Annotated in this window: 20 protein-coding genes and 1 pseudogene; 10 read left to right on the top strand and 11 right to left on the bottom strand. The window is 58.1% G+C overall.

Annotation, left to right across the window (positions count from 1 at the left end; translation table 11 throughout):
• Window positions 1-20: 20 nt before the first annotated feature.
• Window positions 21-857 (bottom strand): TIM barrel protein, encoded by an 837-nt coding sequence (locus M504_RS12890; protein WP_052200698.1) that lies wholly within the window; start codon window positions 855-857, stop codon window positions 21-23.
• A gap of 130 nt (window positions 858-987) precedes the next feature.
• On the opposite strand from M504_RS12890, the gene M504_RS12885 reads away from it, so the two are divergent.
• The 5 genes from M504_RS12885 (at window position 988) to M504_RS12865 (ending at window position 8,405) form a co-directional block, all read left to right on the top strand.
• The gene (locus M504_RS12885) at window positions 988-1,743 is read left to right on the top strand and encodes a c-type cytochrome (RefSeq protein ID WP_047491995.1); all 756 of its coding nucleotides are present in this window, start codon (window positions 988-990) and stop codon (window positions 1,741-1,743) included.
• Window positions 1,740-3,353 (top strand): acido-empty-quinoprotein group A, encoded by a 1,614-nt coding sequence (locus M504_RS12880; protein WP_047491992.1) that lies wholly within the window; start codon window positions 1,740-1,742, stop codon window positions 3,351-3,353. Before M504_RS12885 ends, M504_RS12880 begins: the two co-directional genes overlap by 4 nt.
• A gap of 163 nt (window positions 3,354-3,516) precedes the next feature.
• Window positions 3,517-4,812 carry an enolase C-terminal domain-like protein gene (locus tag M504_RS12875; protein ID WP_047491989.1) on the top strand — a complete coding sequence of 432 codons (1,296 nt, stop codon included), beginning with the start codon at window positions 3,517-3,519 and terminating at the stop codon, window positions 4,810-4,812.
• A gap of 56 nt (window positions 4,813-4,868) precedes the next feature.
• A complete protein-coding gene (locus M504_RS12870; protein ID WP_047491986.1) occupies window positions 4,869-6,119 on the top strand; it encodes a ComEC/Rec2 family competence protein in 1,251 nt (416 codons plus the stop codon).
• Window positions 6,120-6,176: 57 nt separating this feature from the next.
• A complete protein-coding gene (locus tag M504_RS12865) occupies window positions 6,177-8,405 on the top strand; it encodes a penicillin acylase family protein (protein WP_156993737.1) in 2,229 nt (742 codons plus the stop codon).
• 6 nt (window positions 8,406-8,411) lie between these two features.
• Here the strand turns inward: M504_RS12865 and M504_RS12860 are convergent, their stop codons facing one another.
• The gene (locus M504_RS12860; RefSeq protein WP_047491980.1) at window positions 8,412-9,251 is read right to left on the bottom strand and encodes a LytTR family DNA-binding domain-containing protein; all 840 of its coding nucleotides are present in this window, start codon (window positions 9,249-9,251) and stop codon (window positions 8,412-8,414) included.
• A gap of 105 nt (window positions 9,252-9,356) precedes the next feature.
• Window positions 9,357-10,304 carry a hypothetical protein gene (locus tag M504_RS12855; protein WP_047494830.1) on the bottom strand — a complete coding sequence of 316 codons (948 nt, stop codon included), beginning with the start codon at window positions 10,302-10,304 and terminating at the stop codon, window positions 9,357-9,359.
• Window positions 10,305-10,594: 290 nt separating this feature from the next.
• Here M504_RS12855 and M504_RS12850 point away from each other — a divergent pair, with 290 nt between their 5' ends.
• The 4 genes from M504_RS12850 (at window position 10,595) to M504_RS12835 (ending at window position 14,175) form a co-directional block, all read left to right on the top strand.
• Window positions 10,595-11,719: a hypothetical protein gene (locus M504_RS12850; RefSeq protein WP_052200697.1), complete on the top strand. Its 1,125-nt coding sequence runs from the start codon at window positions 10,595-10,597 to the stop codon at window positions 11,717-11,719.
• Between the two features lie 54 nt (window positions 11,720-11,773).
• Window positions 11,774-12,598 carry a ribonuclease III gene (rnc, locus tag M504_RS12845; RefSeq protein WP_052200696.1) on the top strand — a complete coding sequence of 275 codons (825 nt, stop codon included), beginning with the start codon at window positions 11,774-11,776 and terminating at the stop codon, window positions 12,596-12,598.
• On the top strand, window positions 12,595-13,287 hold the full coding sequence (gene lepB / locus M504_RS12840; protein WP_047491976.1) for a signal peptidase I: 693 nt from the start codon (window positions 12,595-12,597) through the stop codon (window positions 13,285-13,287). The genes rnc and lepB overlap by 4 nt, the downstream gene beginning before the upstream one ends.
• Window positions 13,288-13,353: 66 nt before the next feature.
• Complete coding sequence (locus tag M504_RS12835) at window positions 13,354-14,175, top strand: class I SAM-dependent methyltransferase (protein ID WP_047491974.1); 822 nt, start codon at window positions 13,354-13,356, stop codon at window positions 14,173-14,175.
• On the opposite strand, the gene M504_RS12830 is transcribed toward M504_RS12835, so the two are convergent.
• From M504_RS12830 to M504_RS12810, 5 genes are all read right to left on the bottom strand, one after another.
• Window positions 14,172-15,026: a DUF4097 family beta strand repeat-containing protein gene (locus M504_RS12830; protein WP_047491971.1), complete on the bottom strand. Its 855-nt coding sequence runs from the start codon at window positions 15,024-15,026 to the stop codon at window positions 14,172-14,174. The genes M504_RS12835 and M504_RS12830 overlap by 4 nt on opposite strands.
• A gap of 152 nt (window positions 15,027-15,178) precedes the next feature.
• Complete coding sequence (locus M504_RS12825; protein WP_232296272.1) at window positions 15,179-18,667, bottom strand: carboxypeptidase regulatory-like domain-containing protein; 3,489 nt, start codon at window positions 18,665-18,667, stop codon at window positions 15,179-15,181.
• 347 nt (window positions 18,668-19,014) lie between these two features.
• On the bottom strand, window positions 19,015-19,881 hold the full coding sequence (locus tag M504_RS12820; RefSeq protein WP_047491961.1) for a sugar phosphate isomerase/epimerase: 867 nt from the start codon (window positions 19,879-19,881) through the stop codon (window positions 19,015-19,017).
• A gap of 68 nt (window positions 19,882-19,949) precedes the next feature.
• Window positions 19,950-20,834, bottom strand: a complete 885-nt coding sequence (locus M504_RS12815; protein ID WP_047491959.1) for a Dyp-type peroxidase — start codon at window positions 20,832-20,834, stop codon at window positions 19,950-19,952.
• A 26-nt stretch (window positions 20,835-20,860) separates the two neighbouring features.
• Window positions 20,861-21,451 (bottom strand): 2OG-Fe(II) oxygenase, encoded by a 591-nt coding sequence (locus M504_RS12810; protein WP_052200695.1) that lies wholly within the window; start codon window positions 21,449-21,451, stop codon window positions 20,861-20,863.
• A gap of 61 nt (window positions 21,452-21,512) precedes the next feature.
• On the opposite strand from M504_RS12810, the gene M504_RS12805 reads away from it, so the two are divergent.
• On the top strand, window positions 21,513-23,237 hold the full coding sequence (locus M504_RS12805; protein WP_084214313.1) for an arylsulfatase: 1,725 nt from the start codon (window positions 21,513-21,515) through the stop codon (window positions 23,235-23,237).
• Between the two features lie 6 nt (window positions 23,238-23,243).
• Here the strand turns inward: M504_RS12805 and M504_RS12800 are convergent.
• From M504_RS12800 to M504_RS21810, 3 genes and pseudogenes are all read right to left on the bottom strand, one after another.
• Window positions 23,244-24,073: pseudogene (locus M504_RS12800) on the bottom strand (amidohydrolase family protein).
• Between the two features lie 220 nt (window positions 24,074-24,293).
• A complete protein-coding gene (locus M504_RS12795; RefSeq protein WP_047491957.1) occupies window positions 24,294-25,094 on the bottom strand; it encodes a DUF4097 family beta strand repeat-containing protein in 801 nt (266 codons plus the stop codon).
• A gap of 119 nt (window positions 25,095-25,213) precedes the next feature.
• Entirely contained in the window at window positions 25,214-25,789 is a 576-nt protein-coding gene (locus tag M504_RS21810) for a DUF2971 domain-containing protein (RefSeq protein WP_198137594.1), read from the bottom strand.
• Window positions 25,790-25,935: the final 146 nt, after the last annotated feature.

Here is a 25,935-nt window from a genome sequence, read left to right as displayed (position 1 = left end):
ATTCGGTACGTGTGTGGTGCTTATGCGGTTCGTGCGGCCGCGAGCGCTTCCTCGCGTGCAGCCTTCAGTTCAGCCGTGGTGTCGCTCAGCGGATAGAACTCCATGCAGATGTAACCGCTGTAGTTCAAACGCGCAAGCTCACGGTAGATATTGGCGTAGTTCATCTCCCCAGTCCCTGGACGATGCCGCCCCGGAACATCGGCAATATGCACCGTCGCTGTGAGGTCAATGTTCTTCCGCAGCGTCTCAATCACGTTTCCGGTGCCGCGCTGCTCATGGTACAGGTCGTACAACACTTTGATCCGTGGATCATTCAACGCGCGCACAAGCGCAAACCCGTCGAACGCCGAGTTGATCGCCAGCTTTGCGTTTTCCAACACATCAATCGGTTCCAGCAGAATCGTAACCTTCGCATCGCCCAACGCGTCCGCAGCAATCTTCAATCCATCGGAAATCGCAGCCCACTCCTGCTCACGCGTTGCCCCTGGAATATGTGGTCCGGAGCTGAACGAAAAATGCGACGTTCCCAGTTCCTGCGCCACTGGAATTGCTTCCTTCACCTGCGCGCGCAGCAGATCGCGCTTGTCGGTTTCGGTAAGACTCACCTTTGCCGGAAAGATCAGGTCAAAGTCGATACCAACAGCATGGCGCTTGGCCACAATGCTGCGCATCTCCTGCGGCGACCAGCTACGCCACTCATCCACCAGTTCCGCGCCCGTGTATCCAGCAGCGGCCAGCATCTCCAACCGTTGTTCCATGGGAACCTTGCGGTTCAGATTCCAGAGCATGGAAGAAAAACGCCACGATGGCGCACCGGGCGCGAAATTACCGGCCCTCATTGGTTCGCGACGATTCATACTTGGCCTCCCTGCACGGGGAGCAAGTATAAAGGAGAGCACAGGAAATATCGGCTTCTTGCTGTTGCCTGCGAAATGGAGTGTCCTACCCGGCGTGAAAAACGCATATAGAAAAGCTTTGCAATGGAGCATGGGATTGCTTCCGCTCGGCGTGATGCTGACGGCCGCAGCACAGTTCCCCCGATCGATCACGGAACCCACCGCCGTAGATCGCGGCTCGAAGATCTGGGCCAAAGATTGTGCTCGTTGCCACGGTGCAGATGCCAAAGGCACCAATGCAGCGCCAGATATGTTCCGCAGCGCCCTGATTCTGCATGATCGTCGTGAGAACCTCCGCGGCAAAGAACTCGCGCCGTTTCTGAAGACCTCCGCACCGCATAATTTCAACTACAGCGACAAGGAAGCCAGCGACATTTCGCAGTTCCTGTCCGCGCAGATCAACAAGATTCTGCGCAGTGGCTACAACGACAAGCCGCAGGGCCTGACCTCTGGCAACCTGGAAGCGGGCAAGGCCTACTTCAACGGCCAGGGCGGCTGCGTGAAGTGCCACTCCGTCACAGGCGATCTTGCAGGTGTGGGCAAGCGCTACAGCACCGCCACGCTGCAGCAGAAGATCGTCTTCCCGCAGGGCGGCCTGGGTAAGAAGGCGCCTGTGGAAGTGACCGTGAAGACGCCCACAGGCAAGAACGTCTCCGGCACGCTCGTCAGCATGGACGACTTCACCGCCACCGTGAAGCATCAGGACGGCAGCGTGGAATCCGTGAACATCGTCGCTGGCAGCAAAGTCAGCGTGAAAAATCCTTACGCGGAACATGAAGCCCTCGTCCACCGCCTGACTGACGCGGACATGCACAACCTGACCACCTATCTGGACACACTGCAATGAAGCGTCTCTGCCTGACCAGCATGCTCCTTGCCTCCGCGTCGCTGTTGCACGCGCAGACGCCCGCCGCCACCAAGCCTGTGCACGCTGCTGTAAAGACGGCCGTACCCTCTGGCACCGTTGGCACACTCGACGGCGGCGAATGGACCACCTACAACGGCGACTACACCGGCCGCCGCTACAGCCCGTTGACCAAGCTCACACCGCTTAACGTGAAGAACCTGCAGCTTGCGTGGACCATGCGTATCACCACCACCACCGGCGGCGGACGCCGTATCAGTGCCACACCACTGTCCATCAACGGCGTGCTGTACTTCACCGTGCCCAGCCACGCATGGGCCGTGGACGCGCGCACCGGCAAGCAGCTGTGGCAATTCGACTGGCCCAGCAAGGGCGGCGAAACCATCGGCAACCGCGGTGGCGCCGTGAAGGGTGACACCTTCTACTTCGAGACAGAAGACTGCAATCTCGTCGCACTCGACATCAAGACCGGCAAGGAGAAGTGGCACTCCTCGATTGGCGATCCCGATAAGTTCAACTTCGGTTCCGTCGCGCCAGTGATCGTGGGCAACCACGTGATGGTGGGCATCAGTGGCGACGATTTTGACGTTCCCGGTTACATTGAAGCGCACGATGCCACCACCGGCGAACGCCAGTGGCGCTTCTATACCCATCCCGAGCCCGGCACGCCCGAAGCCAAAACCTGGCCCAATGACGAAGCCATGACACACGGCGGCGGCATGACGTGGGTTGCCGGAACCTACGACCCGGAACTGAACCTCTACTACTTCGGCACAGGCAACGCGCAGCCCGTCATTGCAGGCAACAAACGCCCCGGCGACAACCTGTACACCGGCACCATCTGCGCGCTGAACCCGGATACCGGCAAGCTTGTCTGGTATTTCCAGCCGAACCCGCACGATACGCACGACTGGGACGCGGTGCAGACGCCCATCCTGATCGACGGTATTGTCGATGGCAAGCCGCGCAAGCTCCTGGCACAGGCCAGCCGCAATGGCTGGTACTTCCTAATCGACCGCACCAACGGCAAAGTGCTGAAGTCCACGCCCTGGTCCTGGCAGAACTGGACCTCCGGTGTGAAGGAAAACGGCCAGCCCATCGTCAATCCGGAAAAAGTGGCCCAGCCCAACGGCGTGATCGTGATGCCCGCACAGGGTGGCGCGGCCAACTGGTTCCCGCCCAGCTACAGCCCGAAGACCGGCCTCTTCTACGTACTGGCGTCGGACTCTGCCAGCATCTATTACCTTTTCGACACCAGCGATAAGCCTGAGGGCTGGGCCGGTAACGACCGCTTCGGCATGCAGAAGAACTACCTCCGCGCGCTGGACTATCGCACCGGCAAAACGAAGTGGGAGCATCTCTTCCCATCTTCCGGCGCGCGCTCCGGCATCCTGACGACAGCCACCAACCTGCTCTTCGCAGGAGACACCACATCGAACCTGGTCGCCTTCAACGCCGCAAACGGAACCATCCTGTGGCACGCAGGTCTCGGCGGCCCCGCCACCAACGGCCCCATCACCTTCGAACTGGATGGATTGCAATACGTCGTAATCGCAGCAGGTGACACCATGTACAGCTTCGTCCTGCGCTAAACCAGGCACTCTAAAACAAGGCCCGCGTCTCCAACCGGAGATGCGGGCCTTTCTCTTTTCTCCGAACAATCACTTGATTTAGTTCGCATCGCGAATGATATGCTTCGCACGCCGACATCGAGCCACCTCTCGTCGCAGCGAAACTTCCGCGGAGCCGCAATCCATGCCTGTCCTCTTAAACCGTCGCAACTTCCTGTCCGCCGCTGCGGCTATTTCTTCTTCCCCGTGGAGCAATGCTGCGGCAGCCATGCAGCCGGACCGTCCCACGGGCATCGCTCCGCTGAAGATTGAAGCTGTCGACGTGCTCGAATTCCACGGCCAGTACCAGCAGCGGGCGGGCATTAACAAACAGGCTCAGGTAAACCCCGAAGACATCTACGAGACCCTGCGCCCACCCGTTTACGTTGACCACCCCGGCGGCGAAACCACCGTGAAGTACGAGGCGATCTACCTTCGCATCCGCGCGACTGGCGGACTCGAAGGACTCTACGGCCCCATCGAGAAAGAACCGGCGATGGTGGTGCAGGAACGCCTTCGCCCCTTCCTCATCGGCAAGGACGCGCTCGCAGGCGAAGTCATGTGGGATCAGCTCTATCGCAGCGACCGCCACAGCCGCGACGGCTATTACATGATGGCCATCTCCGCCGTCGACAACACGCTGTGGGACCTGCGCGGCAAAGTCTATGGTGTGCCCGTCTACCGTCTTCTCGGCGGCCCTTCGCGCGACAAGCTCGAAATGTACGTCAGCGCCCTCGGTAGTTCCCTGGAACTCGACAAAGTGCGCACGCGCGCTCTGGAGCTGCAGAAACAGGGCTTCCGCTATCAGAAGTGGTTCATTGCCTATGGCCCCGGCTCAGGGCCGGAAGGCATGCGCAAAAATGTCGAACTGGTGAAGACGCTCCGCGAAACTCTCGGTGAAGACACCGAGCTTATGTTCGACACTTACAGCGGATGGGACCAGACCTACGCGCTCGAATGGGCGCACCGCGTGGAGCCTTACCGCGTGCGTTGGATGGAAGAGGTCACGCACCCGGAAAAGATTGGCAGCTTCGCAGAGATGCATCGCAGCACCACCATCCCAATTGCAGCAGGCGAACACTTCTACGGTCGTTGGGAGGTCCAGCGCTATCTCAAGGAGAATGCGCTCTCTGTCGTGCAGGCTGACCCCGAATGGTGCGGCGGCATCACCGAACTCATCAAGATTGGCACCGTCTGCTCGCTCTACGATGTGCCCTGCATCCCGCACGGCCACAGCCTGCGCGCCGCAGCACACACTATCTTCAGCCAGAGCCCTATGACCTTCCCGCTGGGCGAATACCTCGCCATCAAGATGCAGCACTACTACCACTTCGAGAAGAACCCCATGACGGTTGAAAACGCACACATCGCATTACCCACTGGCCCCGGTTTCAACGTTCAACTCGACCCCGCAAAGATCCTGTCGCAACGGGGAATCTAGCAGCATATGGGAATTCTTCCGTAGGAAAGAATCGAAAAAGGCGTCATGCTAGTCCCATGCTTCCACGCCGCCAGTTTCTGCTCAGCTCACTTGGCTTTGCCATACTTGAAAGCATCCCCGCAAATCTCCTTCGCGCCGCAACACCTGCGTTTCAAACGTTGCCCGCATGGAAGCCGGGCATGCTTGAGATTCATCACATCGCCACCAATCGTGGCAATAGCGCGTTGTTGATCCTGCCCGACGGCACCACCATGATGATTGACGCTGGAGCCATTTACGGTTCCACGCCATACCTCAGCGATCCAATGCCCTCTAGCCAACATCGCCCCGGCGAATGGATTGGCCACTACGCAAAACGGCGACTTCAAGCCGCTGACCTAAGCACCATTGACACCTTTCTGCTCACGCATCTGCACGGCGACCATGTCGGTTATCTTCCTCCGGACGGCCCGCTTTCACCCGACGGAACCTATCGCCTCACCGGTGTCTCCGACGTTGCCGCCATCGTTCCCATCCAGCGTTTCGTAGATCGCGCATGGCCTGACTACACCTATCCCGTGCCTGCTGAAGCGGACTTCCAGAAGAACTACCGAGCCTTCCTTCAAACGCAAAGCAAAGCCGGCAAGAAAGTCGAGCGTTTTCGCTCCGGCGTGAGTGACCAGTTCACCTTGCAGCACAGAGCATCCGACTATCCCGCATTTGAGATTCGGAATCTCATTGCCAACGGCGAAGTTTGGACCGGCAAAGCCGATCAGACAAGAAAGCTCTCCCCCGAACTATCGACGCTGAAACCTGCAGACTATCCCGCAGAAAATCCCTGCTCCTGCGCCATTCGTCTGCGTTATGGCAAGTTCGGTTACTACACGGGTGGCGACCTGACCAACGACACCAACTATGGCCGCGATCCATGGCGTGACACGGAGTCTCCTACGGCAGAGGCGTGCGGCCCGGTGAGTGTCGCCGTCACCAATCATCACGGCTATTTCAACGCCAACGGCGACCGCTATGTTCGAGCGCTGCAACCGCAAGTGTTTGTCATCCCCTCGTGGGACTCCGCACATCCCACCGTCAACGTGCTGAACACGCTCTACTCCAAGGCCATCTATCCCAAGAATCGAGACGTCTTCGCAACCGTCGTCAAACAGGAAAACCGTATCGCCAACAAGAAGACAGAAGACCTCAAATCGCGGACCGGTCACATCGTGATCCGCGTGGAACCCGGCGGAGACACCTTCGCAGTGCACATCGTTTCCAACATGGACGAAAGTGACACCGTAGCCGCAAGCTTTGGTCCGTACACCTCCTGAAGGAGCGGATTCCACGGTGCTATCGTCAAAGCACAGTCATAACCTTTGAGGTCCGTCGTGAAGCGTCTCATTCTTGCCGCCTTTGCCCTCACCGCATCGTTCGCCTTTGCGCAAAAGGGAGCCGTAGACTACCGCCTCTCGGAACAGCAGCGCTGGGCCGCGCACTCACACGCGATCACCATCACACGCGACACCTGGGGCATTGCACACGTCAAAGGCAAGACCGATGCCGATGCCGTATTCGGCATGATCTACACCCAGTGTGAAGACGACTTCAATCGCGTTGAGACGAACTATCTCGTCTCGCTCGGCCGCGTGAGCGAAGCCGACGGCGAATCGAAGTTATGGCAAGACCTTCGTCAGCAACTCTTCATTGATCCCGCCGTTCTCAAGCGCGACTTCAACGAAAGTCCTGACTGGCTGAAAGCATTGATGGAAGCGTGGGCTGACGGCGCAAACTTCTACTTGGCAAAACATCCCAACATAAAGCCACGTGCGCTGACACACTTCGAACCGTGGATGGCCCTCAGCTTCACCGAAGGCTCTATCGGCGGCGACATTGAGCGTGTGAACCTGAAATCGCTGGAAGACTTCTACGGGGCTTCCTCTGCGACGAAACAAGGCCGCATCGATACGCATAATGCTGTTGTCGCACAGCTTGCACAAGTGAATCGCGATGTGGAGCCTGGCGGATCAAACGGCGCAGCCATTGCCCCCGCGAACACTGCGAACCATCACGCGCTCCTGCTCATCAATCCGCACACATCATTCTTCTTCCGCAGCGAATTGCAGATGCAAAGCGAAGAGGGCCTGAACGCGTACGGCGCTGTTACATGGGGACAGATCTTCATCTATCAGGGCTTCAATGACCGCGTGGGATGGATGCACACCTCATCGAACGTGGACGCCGTAGACGAATTCAAGAACACCATCGTGAAGATCGGCGATAACGTTATCGGCTACAAGTACGGCGCAGAGACAAAGCCCTTCACACGCCGCACCATCACGCTGAAATACAAAGCCGCCGATGGCTCCACGAAGTCGCGCAGCTTTGAAGGGATCTCTGATCATCGCGGCCCCATCGTGCGCAAAGAAGGTGATCAATGGGTCTCAGTCGGATTGATGAACATTCCGATCAAAGCGCTGGAGCAAAGCTTCCTCCGCACCAAGGCACGCAGCTATGGCGAATACAAGAAGACGATGGAGTTGATGGCGAACTCATCGAATAACACCATCTTTGCCAGCGCCGACGGCGACATCGCCTACTGGCACGGCAACTACATCCCGGAGCGCGACACGCGCTTCGATTACACCAAGCCCGTCGATGGAACGAATCCCGCAACTGACTGGCAGGGGCTCACTGGGCTTGAACAGATTCCGCAGCTTCGCAATCCGCACAGTGGCTGGATTGAGAACGTGAACAATGCACCGTGGAGCGGCTCCGGCGAAAGCTCACTGAAGAAGAAGGACTACCCGCCCTACGTGGAGCAAGGCACGGAAACGGCACGCGGCATTCACATGGTTAAGGTGCTTAACGATCGCAAAGACTTCACGCTGGACTCGCTGCTGACCACCGCATTCGATCCGTATCTTCCCTACTTCGCAACAACGATTCCTGAATTGCTCAAGGCATACGACGCACTGCCGCAGGACAATCCACAACGCGCAAAGCTCGCACCGCAGATCGAAGTCCTACGCAAGTGGGATGACAAGTGGGCCGCCGACTCCGTCGCCACCACGCTCGCCGTTTATTGGGGCGAAGCCAGCGGCATGCCCGTAGCTCTGGCATCTCGCCGCGCCGGTATGTTGTGGGAGGAGTACGTCGTAGCCAACGTGTCACCGGCCGACCTGCTCGCCGGTCTGCAAAAAGCTACGGACAAGCTAACCGAAGACTTCGGTACATGGCAGAAGCCGTGGGGCGAAGTGAATCGTTATCAGCGGCTGGATGACAGCATCGTGCCGCACTTTGACGACGCGCAGCCCAGCATCGCAATTCCCTTCACTGCGTCCACATGGGGATCGCTAGCGGCGTTCGCGGCGCGCAGCTATCCCAACACGAAGAAGCGTTACGGCACCAGCGGTAACAGCTTTGTTGCTGTCGTTGAATTCGGCCCGGACCGCGTCCACGCACGCGCTGTCACGTGCGGCGGTGAAAGCGGCCATCCCGACTCAAAGCACTTCAACGATCAGCAGGACCGCTACGCCAGCGGCGATTTCCGCGAGGTCATGTACTACCCCGACCAGCTACGCGGCCACGTGGAACGCACCTATCATCCTGGCGAATAGCGTGACTTAAAGGTTGAAGAGTTCACGCAGGCGTTTTACCTGCGCGCGAGCCACGGGAATCTCTGTGTGCTTGCGGTCGTCCATGCGCAGCAGGTAGCTGGATTTGAACCATGGCACCACTTCGCGGATGTGCTGAATATTCACCACGAAGCTACGGTGCGCGCGCCAGAACGTTTCAGGATCAAGTTGGTCCAACAACTCTTCCAGCGTGCGGACATTACTCATGCCTTCCAGCGTTGGCGTCACCACGGAGATGGCGCCTTCTTCAATGGAAGCGAAGCAGATCTCCCGCTGATCCACCAACAACAGGCGTTGGGCGGAACGAACCACTACCTTGCCGGAACGCTGTTTGGGGGCCGTTACTGCTTGCTGCGCCTGTACTTCCAGCAGCTTCAGAAGGCTTTCCAGACGCTCCTCGGCGCTTGCCTGCGCTACGGGTTCCAGTTGTGTTTCGGCTGCTGCGGAAGATTGTCCTGTACGACGCAATCGCGCCTTTTCGACTGCAAGCGCAACGCGCTTTTCTTCAAATGGCTTCAGCAGATAGTCAATGGCGTTTACTTCAAACGCGCGCACCGCGTACTGATCGAACGCCGTGGCAAAGATCACCTCAGGCATGCGCAGCGAGCGGTCTTCCATGAGCCGTTTCAGCACGCCGAAGCCGTCCAGCCCCGGCATCTGCACATCCATGAAGAGGACGTCCGGCGCGTGGTCCAGCACGGTGGATACTGCTTCCAATCCGTTGGAGGCTTCAGCCACCACATCGACCTCGCCAGCGCGTTCCAGCAGGTAACGGAGTTCGCGCCGCGCCAGCGCTTCATCGTCCACAATGACTGCGTTCAAAGGCATTGGATATAGGGTACGCCTTTATGAATACGTGAGGAGTACCCATGAAAATGCCGGATGCAGAGTGATTTTCTGCATCCGGCATGATTTCGTTCGTGCGGTGTGGCCTTACATGTTGGTATGGCCGGAGCGCATCTCTTCGTTAAAGGTGGGGCGTGTGAATTCCAGCGCGTCCTGCAGGTGGTGCTCGTATTCCGCGTGGTGCGCCATCAGCGGTTCGGTGCTGGAGGCGTATTCAAACTTGGGGTCCAGCTTCAGGATGCCCTCGCCCGCGAGCGACTCGGCGGTCTTCTTCAGCTCTTCGATGGTGGTGTTCAAGTACTGGGCATCGCGCGGATCGGCGATCCAGACCGGTGCGCCGCCACCGAGCACGCCGCTCAGCCAGTAGATCTTGCTCAGCAGGTAGTCTGCGCGCTGCTGTGCGGTGGTGTCGTTGAAGATGAACTTGCCCTGCTTGGACGAGTAGTAGCGCGTGGTCACCGGCACGACCTGGCGATTGCCGCCGCTCTTGGTCAGTTCCATCTGGCCCTGGTCCAGAATTTTGCGCACAGCGTTGTAGATGAAGCCTTCCGCGAAGGGCTGTTCCGGCGCGGCAACCACTTCCGCAAAGGTCACGGTCATGCTGGCGCTGATCTTGGCCTTCAAATGCTGTTCTGCGGCCGTCTTGCCGTCCTCCAGCGTTGCGCCGCCGTGCACCACGTAGGTATCCGCGCCGGTGGTGGAAAGATGGAAGGGCCACTGCCAGTTCGTAAGGGAGACAGGTAGGCCACCCAACGTGACGAAAACATCCGGACGCGGGTTGGTGAGTCGCTTGGCTGACTCCGCCAGATAGGCATGCACTACAGGTGCGATGTTCGCCGCTGTAATGTCAAAGCCGGCGCTCAGTTCCAGCGTGAAGGTGTGGCCTTCGGGCGCGGAAACCAATGCCAGCGTGTACTTTTCCGTGGGAATGCCGTTGAATCCGGCGGATTCCTGCCCGTTCACCACTACCAGGCCAGCTTCCGCCGCGGCCTTCTGCACACCTTCTGCCAACTTCGTGTTCAAAGCGATTGCCATTTCCGTTCCTGTGTTTTCTGTGCGGCGCGGACCATCCGGTTCGCCGCGAATTTCCAAATTTTGCCTGACACTTTATGGTAACGCGAATGGGCCGGAAGGATGGCTTGCGAATCTGTCTCGTCTGCCATTTGGGCCTCCGCCTCGCCCATGACGGATATATTGGCGATTAAAGTGAAATCGCGCTGGTCGCCGTGAAGGACAACACGACGCTGGCGGAACTTACGGAGCCATGTAACAGTAAGGATTTTCGGGAGATAGCTTTGGTTTCTCGGCGGGAATTTGTTCAGGGAATGGCTGGATTGGCGGCGGCCTCCGCTACGACGCAGTTGCTGGGGCAGGCGGAGATGGATGCGAAGCCGGTGACTTCCTATCCGGATGGGCGGCCGGTCGCGCTGCTGCGGTTGAACGCCACGGATGCCGGGCCAATTCTGAAGCACGGACTGGGGCCCAACCAATGTGACTACCTCGGAGCGCGCGAGGCGATCTGTTTCCGCGACGGTGGTACGTATTACCTGCACTATGACGGCGCTGGGCCGAAGGGTTGGCTGGCGTGCCTGGCAACAAGCACGGATTTGAAGAAGTGGAAACTGCATGGGCCAGTGCTGGACCTTGGCGCTCCGGGAACAGATGACAGCGGCACGGCGACATCGCCATGGACGGTCTTCGATGGGCAATGGTGGCACATGTATTACGTGGGCTGCCGGACAACGACTCCTCCGCCGAACAGGATTCCTGCAGTACCGTACTTCACGCTGACGGCGCGCAGCAGGCATCCATACGGGCCGTGGGAGAAGCAGACGGAGGTTGTTCCTTTTCACACGCAGCCCGGCACGTATTACGCGGATACGGCCAGTCCCGGGCAGATTGTGAAGCAGGGGGATGAGTACCTGATGTTCTTCAGCGCTGCGGCATTTCATCAGACCGCTTCGCCGAAGAAGGTGCTGAGGCGGACGCTGGCGATAGCACGAACGAAGGATCTGAATGGTACGTGGACGGTGGATGCAAAACCGATTCTGCCGCCGGAGCAGCAGCTTGAGAATTCCGCGCTGTATTACGAACCTACGATCAAGACGTGGTTCTTGTTTGCAAACCACATTGGGCTGGATGCAAGTGGCGAGTATACGGACAGCATCTGGGTGTACTGGTCGAAAGACCTGACGAGGTGGGATGCGGAGAACCGTGCGACGGTGTTGGATCGCACGAACTGCCCGTGGGCGGTGAAGTGCATCGGGATGCCGTCGGTGGTGCAGGTGGGTAAGAAGCTTGCGATCTTTTACGATGCTCCGGCGCTGAATCCAGGGCACATGAAGCGCGATATCGGATTGGCGTGGCTGGACCTGCCGTTGCGTATTCCGTCGTGGTCATTACTTCCTGGGGTATCGACACATAGGCTTTTTCAAGTTTGCCCGCCTTAAAGCACCTGCTCTGCAAACGCGAAAACCCCGAAGAAGCGGCTACCATAGCAGGTAATGGCGAAGCGTTCGAAAGCAGCGGAACAGGTGCAGTCAGCGGAACCGGCGGAATCGCTGGAAGACCGCCTGCGCTATCAGTTTCGTAATCCGGAGCTGCTGCGACTGGCGCTGACGCATAGTTCGCTGGCCTTTGAAAAAGGCGACGGCACACCCAACCGCACCACGGAAGACAATGAGCAGCTTGAGTTTCTGGGCGATGCCGTGGTTGGCCTCATCGTTACGGAACTGTTGATTCAACACTTCCCTGACCGCCGTGAAGGCGACCTGACCCGCATGCGCGCCATGCTGGTCAGCGGCAAAAGCATGAGCGAGGCAGCCGTGCGTATGGGCATCGGGCGCGACCTGTTCCTGGGACGCGGCGAGGAATCCACCGGCGGACGGACGCGATCCAGCGTTCTGGCGGATGCGGTGGAAGCCATTGTTGCGGCAATCTTTCGTGATGCCGGAAACGCCGGTTCTGCTCCCGGAAGCGGGTTGCGCGCGGCGAAGTCTTTTGTAGAGCGGGAAATCTTCAAGCCACGGCTGGCGGATCTGAAGATGGCTGCGTCGCAGGGTGCGCGTTTTGGCGGCATTGTGGGCGACTGGAAATCGGCCCTGCAGGAACTGTTGCAGGCGCGCGGCGAAGGGCAGCCCACGTATCGCACCCTGGAAGAGACTGGGGATGCCCACAACAAGCGGTTCCGTGTGGAAGTGCTGTTGGGCGACCGCGTGATGGGCGAGGGTGAGGGCGGTAGCAAGAAAGCCGCGCAGCAGGCTGCGGCCCACATCGCCTATGACCTGCTGAATCCGGAGATTGCGGACGGAGTGATCGCCACCGCATGATGCGACGCGCGGCCAGCTTCGTTGCCGATGCAATGGGCCAGATGGCCTCGTCGTTGGCACGGCTTACGGTTGTAGCGCTGTTCGTCATCACATTCATCGTGCAGCCATCGCAGATTCCTACGGGATCGATGATTCCTACGCTGCTCGTGGGCGATTTCGTACTGGTCAACAAGCAGGTCTACGCCGACCCTGGTCACTTCCGCTGGCTCATGCCGTACCGTGATCCGCGCCGCGACGACATAATTGTCTTTCACTACCCCATTGATCCGGCGCAACTGTTGGTGAAGCGTGTGATTGCCGTGCCGGGAGATCATGTCCATCTTCACGAGGGGCAGGTGGTGCTGAACGGCGAGCCCTTGAAGGAACCGTTTGCTCTCTACACGCCGTCGGGTCGTTCGCCGTATCGCGATGAGTTCCCGAATCTGCAGCGCGCTGATCCGGCCGCAGAAGCTACGTGGTGGATTGAACTTCGGCAGCGCATTCGCGCGGGCGACCTGCCTATACCGCCGGGACGCTACTTCGCGATGGGTGATAACCGCAACAACAGCCAGGACAGCCGCTTCTGGGGACTTGTGCCGAGACGTTCATTGGTGGGTGATCCGTTCCTCGTCTACCTGAGCACCGCGCCCACGCCGGAACATCCGCGAGGCCATCTGCGCTTCGATCGCATCGGCAGGATTGTGCATTAAAAATCTTCCTTGACGTGCTCTCGTCACGTGAATGGAATGGTCTGCAGCAGTCACGGAGGCATTTCCATGGCGACAACACCCAACATCGACCAACTGAAGCAGGGCATGCGCAATACGTGGATGGCCGGCGACTTCGGCGTCATTGCGAAAACAATCTCTGCCGGTGCTGAGGAGTTTGCGCACAGCCTGAACATTCCTGCGGGCGCAAAGGTGCTGGATGTAGCGACGGGAACAGGCAACGTTGCTATTCCGCTTGCACGCTCGGGATGCATTGTTACCGGCGTGGACATTGCGCCAAACCTGCTGGTGCAGGCACGCGAACGCGCAGCAGCGGAAGGCTTGACCGTGACCTTCGACGAAGGCGATGCCGAAGCACTTCCCTACCCTGACGCGAGCTTTGACGTAGTCGTTACGATGTTCGGCGCCATGTTCGCGCCTCGGCCAGAGCTGGTGGCGAAGGAATTTGCACGCGTTCTGAGGCCCGGTGGTCTGCTGGCGATGGCGAACTGGAATCCTGAAAGCTTTACCGGCAAGATGCTCCGCGCAGGATCGAAGCACGTTCCTCCTCCACCGGGTATCGCACCGCCGGTCCAGTGGGGTGATGACGCAATCGTGCAGCAGCGCCTTGCTGACGGATTCACCGAAATCCATACGGAACTGGCCCCGATTGCCTTCGATTTACCCGGCGGACCAGAGGCTGCGGTTCAACTGTTTCGCACCTATTACGGGCCGACGTATATGGCGTTCGGACGGTTGGACGAAGCAGGACAAGCAGCCTTGGCCGCGGATATGGTCGCGCTCTGGTCAGAACATAACGTTGCCGACGACCCGGCATCGCACACGCTGGTGCGCAACGAGTATCGAAAGGTAACAGCCCGTCGCGCTTAAGAGCCGGACAGCGAGATATTGCCATCGCCGGAATGGATCCGCAAAGAGGGACCTCCACCGTTCATCGTGCCGCGTACATGCGAGTGTCCACGGTCACCGTTCGTATTGGTGAAGAACGGAAGCGAAGAATTGATGCGGCCATCGCCTGTCGTGACATCCACCTCAGCGCGCAGATCACGCGGCAGGTTGATGTTGATGCTGCCGTCGCCGGTGGTCACAGACGATGAAGACGCCAGCGTGGAACCAGGCATGAGGTGCAACGAAACCGCACCGTCGCCACTACGAGCCTCAAACTGGTTGAGGCGGCCTTCCAGGTTCATGCTGCCATCGCCGGTGGTGGCGTAGAGTGAGCCTTCGGCGCGGCGCAACGTGATGCTGCCGTCACCGGTAGTCAGTCGCAACGTCCCCACAAGCTCTTCGGCAGAGATTGCACCGTCACCTGTGTGGGCGGAGACGCTTCCATGAAGGCCGGCAAGGGTAAGCGCACCGTCACCACTCCGCAGATCCAGATCTGTTTCCGTGGGCGTCATGATGGTCACTTCGGGTGAGTTGCCATGCCAGCCACCGAAGAACCCGCGCGACATCTCCTTATGCTTCAGCGCGAAGTGGATGCCGTTGCCACCTTGCAGCTCGGCGACGGACCACATGGAAGGATCGCCGTTGCGATAGTCCACACGGACACTGACCGTGCGGCAACCACCGCAGGACCGCACACGCACAGCTGCGTCGTCCACCTGCACCTGCAACATGGGCTTTCCATTCACGTTGTAACTCTTGTCCCAGGTCGATTGGGCAGAGGCCGTGACCAGGAACGATCCCGATAGAAGCAGCGCCAGAGTGATCGATCGCATAAAAATTCTCCTTACACACGCTGATACGTTTCAAACCAGCATTCCGTTCACAGATTCTGCACCATTCGTGGGGATTTTCGATAGTTCTGGCCAATAAAAAAACGGCCATCCCGAAGGATGGCCGCTGAGGCGATTTGTTTTGTGCGACTTCGTTAGAACTTGAAGATCGCGGCCAGTTGGAGTGAACGTCCGCCACCCGTGCCGTTCACACCCGAACCGGAACCAGTGGTACCGGTTACGCGGCCGAAGGTGGCGCTGGTGATGGAGTTAGACGGGTTGGAGAATTGCGGCGTGTTGGTGAGCTGGAAGACGTCCATACGAATGTCCAGCGTGGTTCCTTCCATTGGCAGACCAAACGTCTTGAAGATGGACGCGTTGTTCTGGAAGAGGCCAGGGCCAGTGAACGCATTGCGGCCCGTGTTGCCCACTGTGGTGCCATTGATGATTGGGCAGGTGACTGTGGTCGGTGTCGCTGTCGCATAGCCTGTGCATCCGTTTGGCTGTGCGAACGATGCGGGATCGAACCAGTAGGCGTTATTGCCAATGCCCTTCAGCTTCTTGAAAGGAGCGACCAGGTTTGCATTCTGCTGCCAGCCGCTGGTGTTGATGGTGCCGCCGTTCGCCGTGACGTTGAACGGTGTACCGCTGTAGAGCAGGACGATACCCGATACCTTCCAACCACCAATCGACTGAGCAAGGAAGCCCGTGTTTGCCCACTTCTTGCCCTTACCCAGCGGCAACTCGTAGGTGACAGACTGCGAGAAGCTGTTGGTGCGGTCGAAGTCGTTACGAGCGTAGTTGCGGCGCAGGTCCTGGAAGAAGGTGATGGCACCGTCGTCGCCTTGCTGATAACCAAGCCCCTTGCCCCAGGTGTAGGACGAGCTTGAAGCCAGGCCGTTGGTGAAACGACGGCTCAACGTGGTCTGCAGCGAGCTGTAGTTGCTGGAGAAACCGATGAACTGCTGCGTTACGCCGGCCGAGTGCTGGAACTTGATCTGCAGCGGTTGGCATGCCGTGCCGCAGTTCAGGCGGTCGGGTAGATTGATGTTGTTCGCCGCGCCGATGCGGACACCGTGATTGCCGACGTACGCAACAGACAGCGAGAAGTTGGCAGGCAGGGCTTGCTGCACGGCGAAGTTGTACGAATACACGTACGGGTTGTGGTAGTCCTGCGGGATGTAGATGTAGGTCTGGTTATTCAGCAGGCTGTTCGACGGGTCGATCTGGTAGACACCCGAGGTGGGAACAACGATCGGTACAGGAGCCGGGAAGCCGCTCTGGAACGTTACAGGCTGCGAGAAGGTATTGCCGGAGCAGGTGTACTGCGCCGAGAGATAGCTGCTACCAGAGCCGCAGGAAGTGTACGCATTGTTGGCGCGCACGGGATAGTTGTAGAGCCACGTGTTATCGGCATATGGCATATAGGCCATACCGATACCACCTCGAACCACAGTGTTGTCGCTTACGCGGTAGGCAAAGCCAGTGCGAGGCGCCCAGTAGTTGAGCTGCTTCTTGTAGCCCAGATCCATCGCGTTGGCACCCACGCCAGCAATACGAAGCTGGTTGGTGTTCGGGTCATAGGCCGAGAAACCTCCGGTCTTCGCTGGTGTGGCGGGCTGGTAGTACTCCCAACGAACACCAAGATCGACCGTTAGCTTGTTATTGACCTGCCACTTGTCGCCAGCGAAGCCGAAGTACCACCACTGACGATAATCAGGGAAGTAAGTAAACAGATCGCGTCCAACGCCGCTGGGGACGTCCAGCAGCAATGATGCGATATCGTTTGCAGCGCCGGTTTTGCCGCCAGGAATGCTGGTCTGGTTCTGACCGAACGTGGTGACGCCACGGGGGCTATAGGTTTGACCCTGCAGCAGTCCGTCACGAACACGGCGGATATCCACGCCCCAACGGAAGGTGTGGTTGCCCACAATCTTCGTCCAGTTGTTCACGAAGTCGATGTTGGCTTCCGCACGAATCCAAGGCATGGAAGGCGAGTAGCCGATGAACGGCCCCGAGGAGAAGGTACCGATGTTGATGCCAAGCTGGCCGCTGGTCAACTGGTCGACGTTGACACCAGGCGCGCCGGCGGTAGTGGCGTCGTTGGAGCCGTAGTCAGCCGGCTGCGACGTGTTGCGGTAATGTGCCACGCCCAACCGAACTTCGGTGAGCAAGGTGGACGAGAAGGCATGATCGTAGTTCAGACCGGTTGAGAAGGCGTTCTGATGGCCTGTACCGGCAAAACCACCGCCGTTACCAGGACCGCCAAGGAAACTGGAGAAGGATGGCGCCTGGAACAACGAATAGATCTGCTGGCTGAAACGTCCGCTAAGGTGGTCCTTCGGAGTGATCTGGTAATCGACCTTAACGTCGTAGGTATTGGCGTCCTTGAAGAAGGGCGAATTAACGAAGTAATTGTTGCTGGGGGCCGAAAGCGTATTCAGATTCTGATTCGGCTTCGGAAGCTTCTGCAACAAGCCCAATGACACGGCGTTTACGCGGGCAATAGGAATCTTGTTGCCAGCGAAAGGTGTACGACCAGCACCAGTGGTCGGATCGCCCGTTGCAGGATCGTATACCTGTGTTGGCAGGTCACTCAGGTCAATGAAGCCGCTGCCGTTATCTGTGTAGTACTTGGCGAACGGGATTGTCAGCGTGTTTGATGTGCGCTCATGGTCGGCGGTACGGAAATAATCACCGTAGAAGAAGAGCTTGTCCTTGATGATGGGACCGCTGATGTTGCCACCGAAGTAGTTGTAGGTGACCTTGCCTGCGGCAGCGGCGAAATACGAACGCGCGTTGAAGTAGCTGTTCTGCAGATACTCAGACGCAGAACCGTGGAACCGATTGGTACCGGACTTCAGAGTGACGTTGGTGACAGCGCCGATGGCGCGACCAAGCTCCACCTGGAAGTTGTTGGTCGATGCTTCAACGGAGCCGATTGCGTCGGCAGGCGGGATGAGGATCTGGAGCAGGCCCGTACGCATGTCATCGTCGATGCCTTCGATGTTGTAGGCATTGCCCATACGCGGAAGGCCGTTGACTTCGGTCTGCAGAGTGGAACCGGCATTGAAGAATTGCGAATGCTGGAAGGTTGCAGGTGTGGTGCCGGGAACCAGGTTCAACAGCGACTGGAAGTTGCGGTTCACGCCCATGGGCAGCGTTTCGACGCTCTGCTGCTCAATCTTCGTTGAGACATCAGCGCGATCGGACTGCATCATTGGTGCGGAGTCGGTGACTTCGATGGTTTCCGTCACGTTGCCGGGGTTCAGGTCGAAGTCAGAACGCGTGGTGTTGTTCACGAGCACGTCAACGCTGGGATGCGTTTCGCTCTGGAAACCCTGCATCTGCACGTTCACGGAGTATGCGCCCTGCGAAAGGTTCTGGAAGCTGTAGTTGCCACTGGCGTTGGTTGTGGCTTCGTGGGTGATGTTGGTGGCTTTTTCGGTGATGGTGACCTTGGCGTTGGGAACGGCTGCGCCGGTCTTGTCCTGTACGGTGCCCAGCAGCGATCCGTTCACTGCCTGCGCCATCATCATGCCTGGGAGCATTACGGGAGCGGTTGCGCCTGCCAGCAGCATCAGGCGCACTGCATTCTGCGCCAGACCTTTTCGCATGCGCGAAGGGAATTGGATAGGTGTCACGATATTTCCTCCGAAAGGGCTAACATCTGTGCGTTGCATGTGGCCTCTGCATTCACCGCGAGGTAGGACCACTTTTTTGAAGCGGCCAATTCTAGGCATTGGTCAGACCATTGAGCAAGCATGAAATTTCAAATGAGCCTGTGATTTTTTGAGGAAGAATCGGCGGAGGTGCGTCGAAACGTTTCGTTCTCCGTTGTGTTGTACATCGTGCCCCAAGGACCTATGAGATATGGAAGAAATACGTCTCAAAAGATCGCTCGCTCGACGAAGCAGGTATTTAGAAGAGCAACAAAAAGACGCAGCCCAGAGGCTGCGTTCTTCTTGAATCGAAGTTTTGGAAGGCTACTTTATACCTTGAGCTTCTTCAGGTAAGGAACGCTTGGCGCCATGAGTGCCGGATCTTCCTCGAGTTCAACAAAGTAATTCTTCACGCCTGCCTTGCCGGCAGCCGCGAATACAGCCTTCCAATCCACAACACCCTTGCCAATGGAGACCTGGCGGAATCCGCTCTTGGTGGAAGCGTCCTTCACCCAGTCCTGACAGTGCATGGATTGAAAGCGACCGGCGTACTTCGTAAGGTAGGTGACGGGGTCGAAACCGTCCTGCATCGTGGAGACCTGGAATTGCAGCTTCACGGCGGGATGAAGCTCGGTGATCATCACGTCGTAGACCTTCTTACCTTCGATGGTCTTGGAGACGAAGCCTTCGTTATGCAGCATGGGAATGATGCCTGCAGCGTTGGCCTTTTCTGCGAAGGTATTGAACTCATCGACGTAGCGCTTCACGTCGTCGAGCGTTTCATTTCCTTTGGCGTTGAAGGGGCCAAGAGCGGCGATGGCCATCTGCGTCATGCCGAACTCTTTTGCATAGGCGATGCTCTTGTCTGTTTCTTGGAACAGTTCCTTGCCGCCCCAGTGAGCCGAGAAGCAGTCGAGACCCCAGCCCTTGAGCAGGTCATGCAGTTCGCGCGGCTTGTACTTCTGCAGCGAAGCGAAGTCACTGTAGCCGTATGGCGAACAGAGTTCCACCGTGGAGAAACCCGCTGCAACAAGGCCCTTCATGGTGCCTTCAAAGTCCGTGGCAACGCTCTTGCGGAAGACGTAGCTCTGGAAACCAATGGGCAGGCCCAGGGGGTTTGCAAAGCTTGCCGGTGAGGCGGCCACGGCGGTGGCGGCTGCGGCAAGCTGGAGGAAGGTGCGTCGTGTCATGGCCATGGGCTTACATCTCCACTGAGAAATTGCAGACAACATCGAACTCAACCATGTTGAGCGCTAGGACGGTGTTAACGCAAATTTGCGAGGCTCTCCACGGACGGCACGAAGTAATACGAGCCCGTGATGGGCGCTGTATAACGCGTGAGCGCGTCGCGTGTGCCGTTGACGAGGCCTGCCATGCTGTCCAGCATCTTCTGCAGGCGTTGCTGCTCGGCGCTGAAGCCAACGAACATGGTGCCGTGGTCCTGCACGTCTCCGTACGGCATGTTGCGGCGGAAGATGTTGCCAAAGGTGTCCTGATCGGTGCGCGCCACGTGCGAGTATTCCGGCTTGTCTTCCAGCTCGGTGCTGTCGGCCTTAGTGCGGCCCATGGTCAGTTCCTGCTGGTGCACGGGCAGCGCTTCCCAGGCGCTGGTGTTGTGCTGCCATTTCTGTAACAACAACACAGAGCCTGCCGCGCCAGGCTGGTTCTCTGGAATCAATGCATCGCCGGGTGCTTCCAGCAGCGAAGGATTTTCTGATCCGTCGATGAATCCGGTGAGGTCGCGATCGTGTTGATAAGGCCAGCTTGTGGTTTCGTCAGAGAGCGTGGCAACATCGGCGAAGTCCTTGACCACAGCGCGCGCCATATCGAACAGGACGTCGTACGCGCTGCCGGAGAGCCACACCAGTGCATCATGCTGCGTCGCAGGCATCGTGAAGTTCTCTACTCCACGCAGGTCTTCATTGAAGCCGTGAATGTCTGCGGGCATGTCCCCGGGCATCAGCGTGCGCCACAGTTCCGGACGGACGCCGATGACAAAGTTCACGCCACCGGTGGTGGTGCGTGGTTCGCGAATGGCTGCGATCTTCGATGCAAATGCAGCGTGGTGCTGCGCATCCAGCAGGTCAAATTCCAGATACGCGTGCGAAGAGGTGCCAAGGGCAAAGATACCTGCCTGTGGTGTGTACATGCGGGGATTATAGGTTGTCGACGCGTCTACGTTGTTGCAACACGCGTGTGAACGTGTAGCCAGCAGTTGATGGCAAAACGAGAATCAGCAAAGTTCTGCGATGAGCACGCGATCGGCATGACCTGATGCGGTACGAACGACGGAAAGATGGCCAGCGTGTTTTGGGCGGGTTCAATATCCGTGTAGGTGTCATCGTTTGCAGAGAACAGACGCAGTTGGCCGCCGGTAAAACTCTTAGGTTCACGATGAAAGTAGTACACGGCGCTCAGCGCGCGATGCGATCCCTGTCCCATGGCTGTTTGCGTATCGGTGTGGCGCGTGAAGTGCGCGCCGTCGTTGTGCGCGGCGAGTTCCAATTCCATTCCAGAAACATCAAAGGGCGGCAAGCCCATCTGCGTCAGCCAGCCACGGTATTGGCTGCTTGCGGCTTTGGCCAACGGCATCTTGAAGGGACCAATATCCTGCATCACCAATGCGCGCCGCAGCTTGTCGTCCACGCCGGTGTGCACGCGCGCTGGCACAAACCCGTTTTGATTCTCCAGGGTCCAGCGCAACAGGTTGCTGTGGTCTTCCGCAGAGAGGAAGTTCTGCACGATGAGGTGAGGCGCTTGCGGCATGGCGACATTATCGCGCACCGGAAGAAGCGCGTGCAGGTTCGGAATTACACTCGGAACACTTATGCTGAACCGCCGCGAGTTCCTGCGAACATCCACCCTGGCCGCGTGCGCTGCCACCGCTTCCGCGAAGACCGCGGCAGCACTGCCTGCGACGCGTAAGCCAAACATCGTCATCTTCCTCGCGGACGACATGGGGTATTCCGACATTGGTTGCTACGGCGGCGAGATTGATACACCGCATCTTGATCGGTTGGCGAAGAACGGTGTGCAGTTCAGCTCGTTTTACAACTCGCCGCGCTGCTGCCCGTCGCGTGCGTCGTTGCTTACGGGGATGTATTCGCACCAGGCGCATATGGGCATGATGGTGGACGATCATGGTCGCTACCCTTTTCCTGCATACGATGGAGACCTGAACGAGAACTGCGTGACCATCGCAGAGGCGTTGAAGCCTGCAGGTTATGCCACGCTGCATTCGGGTAAGTGGCATCTGTCGTCGCAGCAGAAGACTGAAGGAAATCCTGACAGGCATAACTGGCCTCTGCAGCGCGGCTTTGATCATGGCTACAGCATGATTACAGGCGCGGGAAGCTACTACACGCCGAATTGCCTCACGCGCGACAACGAACCCATCAACCACTTCGACAAAGACTTCTACTTCACCGATGCCATTGGCGATGAGGCCGTGAAGATGATGGGCAACGTGTCGCAGGAGCAGCCGTTCTTTCTCTATTGCGCATTCAACGCTCCACACTGGCCGCTACATGCGCCGGAAGAGGTCACGGCAAAGTATCGTGAGCGCTATCTCGCAGGCTGGGACACGATGCGCGAGCGTCGCCACGCGAAGCAGCTTGCTTCCGGTTTATTGAAGGCAGAGTGGCAAATGACGCCTCGCGATCCGCGTGTGCCTGCATGGGAACGCGCTTCGTACAAGAAATGGGAAGCCGAACGCATGGCCGTGTACGCGGCGCAGGTGGAGATACTGGATCGCAATGTGGGTAAGGTCATTGCGCATCTCGAAGCGACGCACCAGCTTGAGAACACGCTGATCTTCTTCATGGCAGACAACGGTGGTAATTATGAAGAGTTCAACATCCAGAAGATGCCCGCAGGATCGAAGCGTGCGATATGGGTTCCTGATGCAGCGCCCGATGGAGGCGAGCTGCAGTTTGGCAACGATCCGAATGTGATGCCAGGACCTGCAAACACCATCCAGAGTTATGGCGGCCCTTGGGGCAATGTGTCGAACACGCCGTTTCGTTTGTACAAACACTTCGCGCATGAGGGCGGCATCTCCACGCCGTTTCTTGCCCACTGGCCTGAAGGCTTCAAGACGCAGGGACACATCACGCATCAGGTGGGGCATGAGATTGACGTGATGCCTACATGCCTTGCTGCCGCAGGTGTAACGATGCCTGTGAAGAGCAAGGCTGGTACTGCACCCGCATCACTGGAAGGCAAGAACCTGATGCCGGTGTTGCGCGGTGGCTCGATTGCGGATCGCGGCATGTTGTTCTGGGAGCACGAAGGCAACTGTGCGGTGCGCGATGGCAAATGGAAACTTGTGGCAGCCTTTCCAGACACGTGGGAGCTGTACGACATGGATGCGGACCGCACAGAGCTGCACAACCTTGCGGAAGCGAATCCTGCGCAAGTGCATCGCATGGCGGACGCCTATCGTGCGTGGGCCAAGCGTGTGGGAGCGCAGCCGTGGCCCATGCCGCAGACGCCCGGCGGCGATCGCAGCGGCCTGCCGCTTCCGAAATACCTGGAAGACGACCGACAGTAAGTTTTGCTAACGAACGGATGACTGCGTCAGGCGTTCCCAGTTGCCGCACGCAATCTTCTCTTTGTCTTCCGCGCTGATGGATAACTGTTCCAGAAACTGTCTGGGTGCTCCGCCGGGACGGTACTGGTAGGGATAGTCTGCGGAGAACAAAACACGGTCAATGCCGACGACGTCGACTGCGTGTCGAAAATACAGCTCGTTCCACATGCCGCTCGGCGTTACGTAGAGGTTCTCGCGCATCACGTCCAACACAGGCCGCTGCAGCGTTTGTATGTGACTCAGGTTCTTCAGGCGCTCTGTGTAGAAGAGGACCACTTCGCCCCAATGGCCAAGGATCATCTGCAACTGCGGATATTTATCAAAGATGCCCGCCAGAATCATGCGTACAAACTGAATGCCCGCTTCGTAATGCCAGCCGAGGCCAAAAGTAGCAAAGGCCGTGCCGGTCATGTCGCCGAAACCGCCGTAGAGCGTGTCGCGCACAGCCTTCTGCGGTATCTGCGGATGAATGTACATGGCACACCCAGCTTTTCTGCCATGGCAAACATGGGCAGGAAGTCGGGATGATCGAGGTTCTTATCGCGCGTGCGGCCGCAGAGCATTGCGCCGTGAAAGCCGTGCTCTTTCACGGCGCGTTCCAGCTCAAGCGCTGCTTCCTGCGGCGCGGCTGTGGGAAGCGTTGCGAATCCCTGAAAGCGATCGGGATGTTTTGCAATCGCCGCAGCGAGTAGGTCGTTTGTGTTGCGCGCCAGCGTGACGCTTTCTGCTGGTTCCAGGTTGTGCAGAGCCGGTGTGGTCACGGAGAGCACCTGAACGTCAACGCCGCTCTCATCCATTAAAGCGATGCGGCCTTCGCCAAGATCATCGAGACGCGCTTCGATTTCACCACGGTCGAAGACGGATGTCCCTTCCGTTCCGATAACCGAAGCAGCCCACGCAGCGCGGATGTCTGCGGTAAGGAAATGTTCTTCGAGCGCGATGATCTTCATAGAAACTCAGATGCGCGCCCGACTCTGTGGAATCGGACGCGCATAATGATTGCTTCGTTTGAGTTGGTTAGAGCGCGTCGATGCGGGTGCTGCCACTGCCTGTGCGGATGCGAAGCTCCGGTCCGCCGCCGTTCAGGGTGCCGTGTACCGAGTGGCGATTGCCCATGTCGCCCGTGGTCATCATGGGGATGTCGCTGTGGAAGCCGCCACTGCCAGCGGTCGCGTCCACGGTTGCGCGGAGATCACGCGGGAACGCGAGGTGTACGCCACCGCTGCCAACCTCAATGGTTGAATCGCCCTCCATCTGCTGCCCCGGACGCAGACGGACAGAGACGCCGCCGCTACCCGAATGAACGTGGAACTGGCTGAAGCCACCGTCGGCATTGAAACCGCCACTGCCTACGCTGCCGCGTAGACGGCCTGCGCTATCCATTACGTGAACGCCGCCGCTTCCGGCGCTGATGTTGATGTTGCCATTCACACCCGTGAGTTCGGTGCCGCCGCTGCCGGACTTCAGCGAGACGTCGCTGGTGGCCGGCGTTTGAATGATCACCTCGGGCGAACGGCCGTGGCTGCTATGCCAGCCATACTCCTCGCGCCGCTTGAGCGAGAAGAAAATCTGGTTGCCGCTTCCGCTCTCTTCCAGCTTGTAGTCCTTCAGGTCCTGGTCGTGAGCGTCCACGTGGATGGTGACCGAACGGCAAGTGCCGCAGGAAGTGGTATGAATGCTTGCCTCACCCGTGTTTACGTCCAGGGAGACGCGGCCGCTCACCGGATACGATTTATCCCACGTTTTGCCGGACTGGGCGTGTGTGGCAACGGAAGTGACGAGGGCGACGGTAAGAACCGCGAACGTAGAAATGCGCATGGCCGGGAAATCCTCTGCCAGACAATACGCAGGAAATTGGTTGGCGGTTCGGATTTTTTAGGAAAGTTCTCTATTTAATTTCTTCCGTGATGGAGCGAATGCGAATTACTACGTCTGGACTAAGAGATTGCAGAATGCCACCATGGTGGCTGGTTTTGTTTGACTATGAGAAAGGCGTCTGGTCGCATACCTGCCCACCAGAACTCCACTGCATCTCCATAGGGTTTCGTTGCTTCTTGAACTTTCTTGCTGTCGTCAGGATGGCACTGTGCGCCCACAATTACTTCTTTGAGCACAAAGGATGATCCGAACTCCATCCAATGGAGCCCTTTTTCGTCCGGTGGATCATGCAAATCCACAAACAGCCGCACTTCTTGTTCGTAGCTCCAACATTCATGCTTGGTACGAATCAATCGATTTGCGAGATTCAAATTCACGTCTTTCAAACTGCGGATTTGCATGAGATTGGGTTGATATTGGACGTCAGTTCCATAGTCTGACTCGGAAATGTCGAAACCAAGACATATTCCGGTATGAGCTGCACCATAATGGCTCCAGAGTAAGAGGTTGTCCCAATTTCGGCTGAAACATAGAATCCCTCGCCTGCTCCAGATTTCGCGATTTAGCTCAGATACCGCCTCCGCTACTGCTGGGTCTCGAGTGTCGAGCGGTGAAAGGTCGAATGGATCATTCAAGTCTTGGACAGTGGAGACTTTTAGTCGCCCAGTCTGCAAGTTACTAACACCGTAAATTGAAGATAAGTACTTATAGACTCGTTTCATTTTCGCCAATCTGTAGAGGTTCTCAGGGAGCGCCTGATTGCAGGTAGTCGCATTATGAG

It is taken from the genome of Terriglobus sp. TAA 43 (genome assembly GCF_000800015.1).
In the GTDB taxonomy this organism is placed as follows: domain Bacteria; phylum Acidobacteriota; class Terriglobia; order Terriglobales; family Acidobacteriaceae; genus Terriglobus.
The sequence above is the reverse complement of the archived record's forward strand: the minus strand, read 5'-3'. Positions and strand labels throughout refer to the sequence as shown.

Coding starts and splice junctions, on each gene's coding strand:
- M504_RS12830 (WP_047491971.1), bottom strand. CDS start 15,026: ATGCGATCGATCACTCTGGCGCTGCTTCTATCGGGATCGTTCCTGGTC.
- M504_RS12880 (WP_047491992.1), top strand. CDS start 1,740: ATGAAGCGTCTCTGCCTGACCAGCATGCTCCTTGCCTCCGCGTCGCTG.
- M504_RS12870 (WP_047491986.1), top strand. CDS start 4,869: ATGCTTCCACGCCGCCAGTTTCTGCTCAGCTCACTTGGCTTTGCCATA.
- M504_RS12835 (WP_047491974.1), top strand. CDS start 13,354: ATGGCGACAACACCCAACATCGACCAACTGAAGCAGGGCATGCGCAAT.
- M504_RS12850 (WP_052200697.1), top strand. CDS start 10,595: ATGGCTGGATTGGCGGCGGCCTCCGCTACGACGCAGTTGCTGGGGCAG.
- M504_RS12890 (WP_052200698.1), bottom strand. CDS start 857: ATGAATCGTCGCGAACCAATGAGGGCCGGTAATTTCGCGCCCGGTGCG.
- rnc (WP_052200696.1), top strand. CDS start 11,774: ATGGCGAAGCGTTCGAAAGCAGCGGAACAGGTGCAGTCAGCGGAACCG.
- M504_RS12795 (WP_047491957.1), bottom strand. CDS start 25,094: ATGCGCATTTCTACGTTCGCGGTTCTTACCGTCGCCCTCGTCACTTCC.
- M504_RS12815 (WP_047491959.1), bottom strand. CDS start 20,834: ATGTACACACCACAGGCAGGTATCTTTGCCCTTGGCACCTCTTCGCAC.
- lepB (WP_047491976.1), top strand. CDS start 12,595: ATGATGCGACGCGCGGCCAGCTTCGTTGCCGATGCAATGGGCCAGATG.
- M504_RS12820 (WP_047491961.1), bottom strand. CDS start 19,881: ATGGCCATGACACGACGCACCTTCCTCCAGCTTGCCGCAGCCGCCACC.
- M504_RS12860 (WP_047491980.1), bottom strand. CDS start 9,251: ATGCCTTTGAACGCAGTCATTGTGGACGATGAAGCGCTGGCGCGGCGC.
- M504_RS12875 (WP_047491989.1), top strand. CDS start 3,517: ATGCCTGTCCTCTTAAACCGTCGCAACTTCCTGTCCGCCGCTGCGGCT.
- M504_RS12810 (WP_052200695.1), bottom strand. CDS start 21,451: ATGCCGCAAGCGCCTCACCTCATCGTGCAGAACTTCCTCTCTGCGGAA.
- M504_RS12855 (WP_047494830.1), bottom strand. CDS start 10,304: ATGGCAATCGCTTTGAACACGAAGTTGGCAGAAGGTGTGCAGAAGGCC.
- M504_RS12885 (WP_047491995.1), top strand. CDS start 988: ATGGGATTGCTTCCGCTCGGCGTGATGCTGACGGCCGCAGCACAGTTC.
- M504_RS12805 (WP_084214313.1), top strand. CDS start 21,513: ATGCTGAACCGCCGCGAGTTCCTGCGAACATCCACCCTGGCCGCGTGC.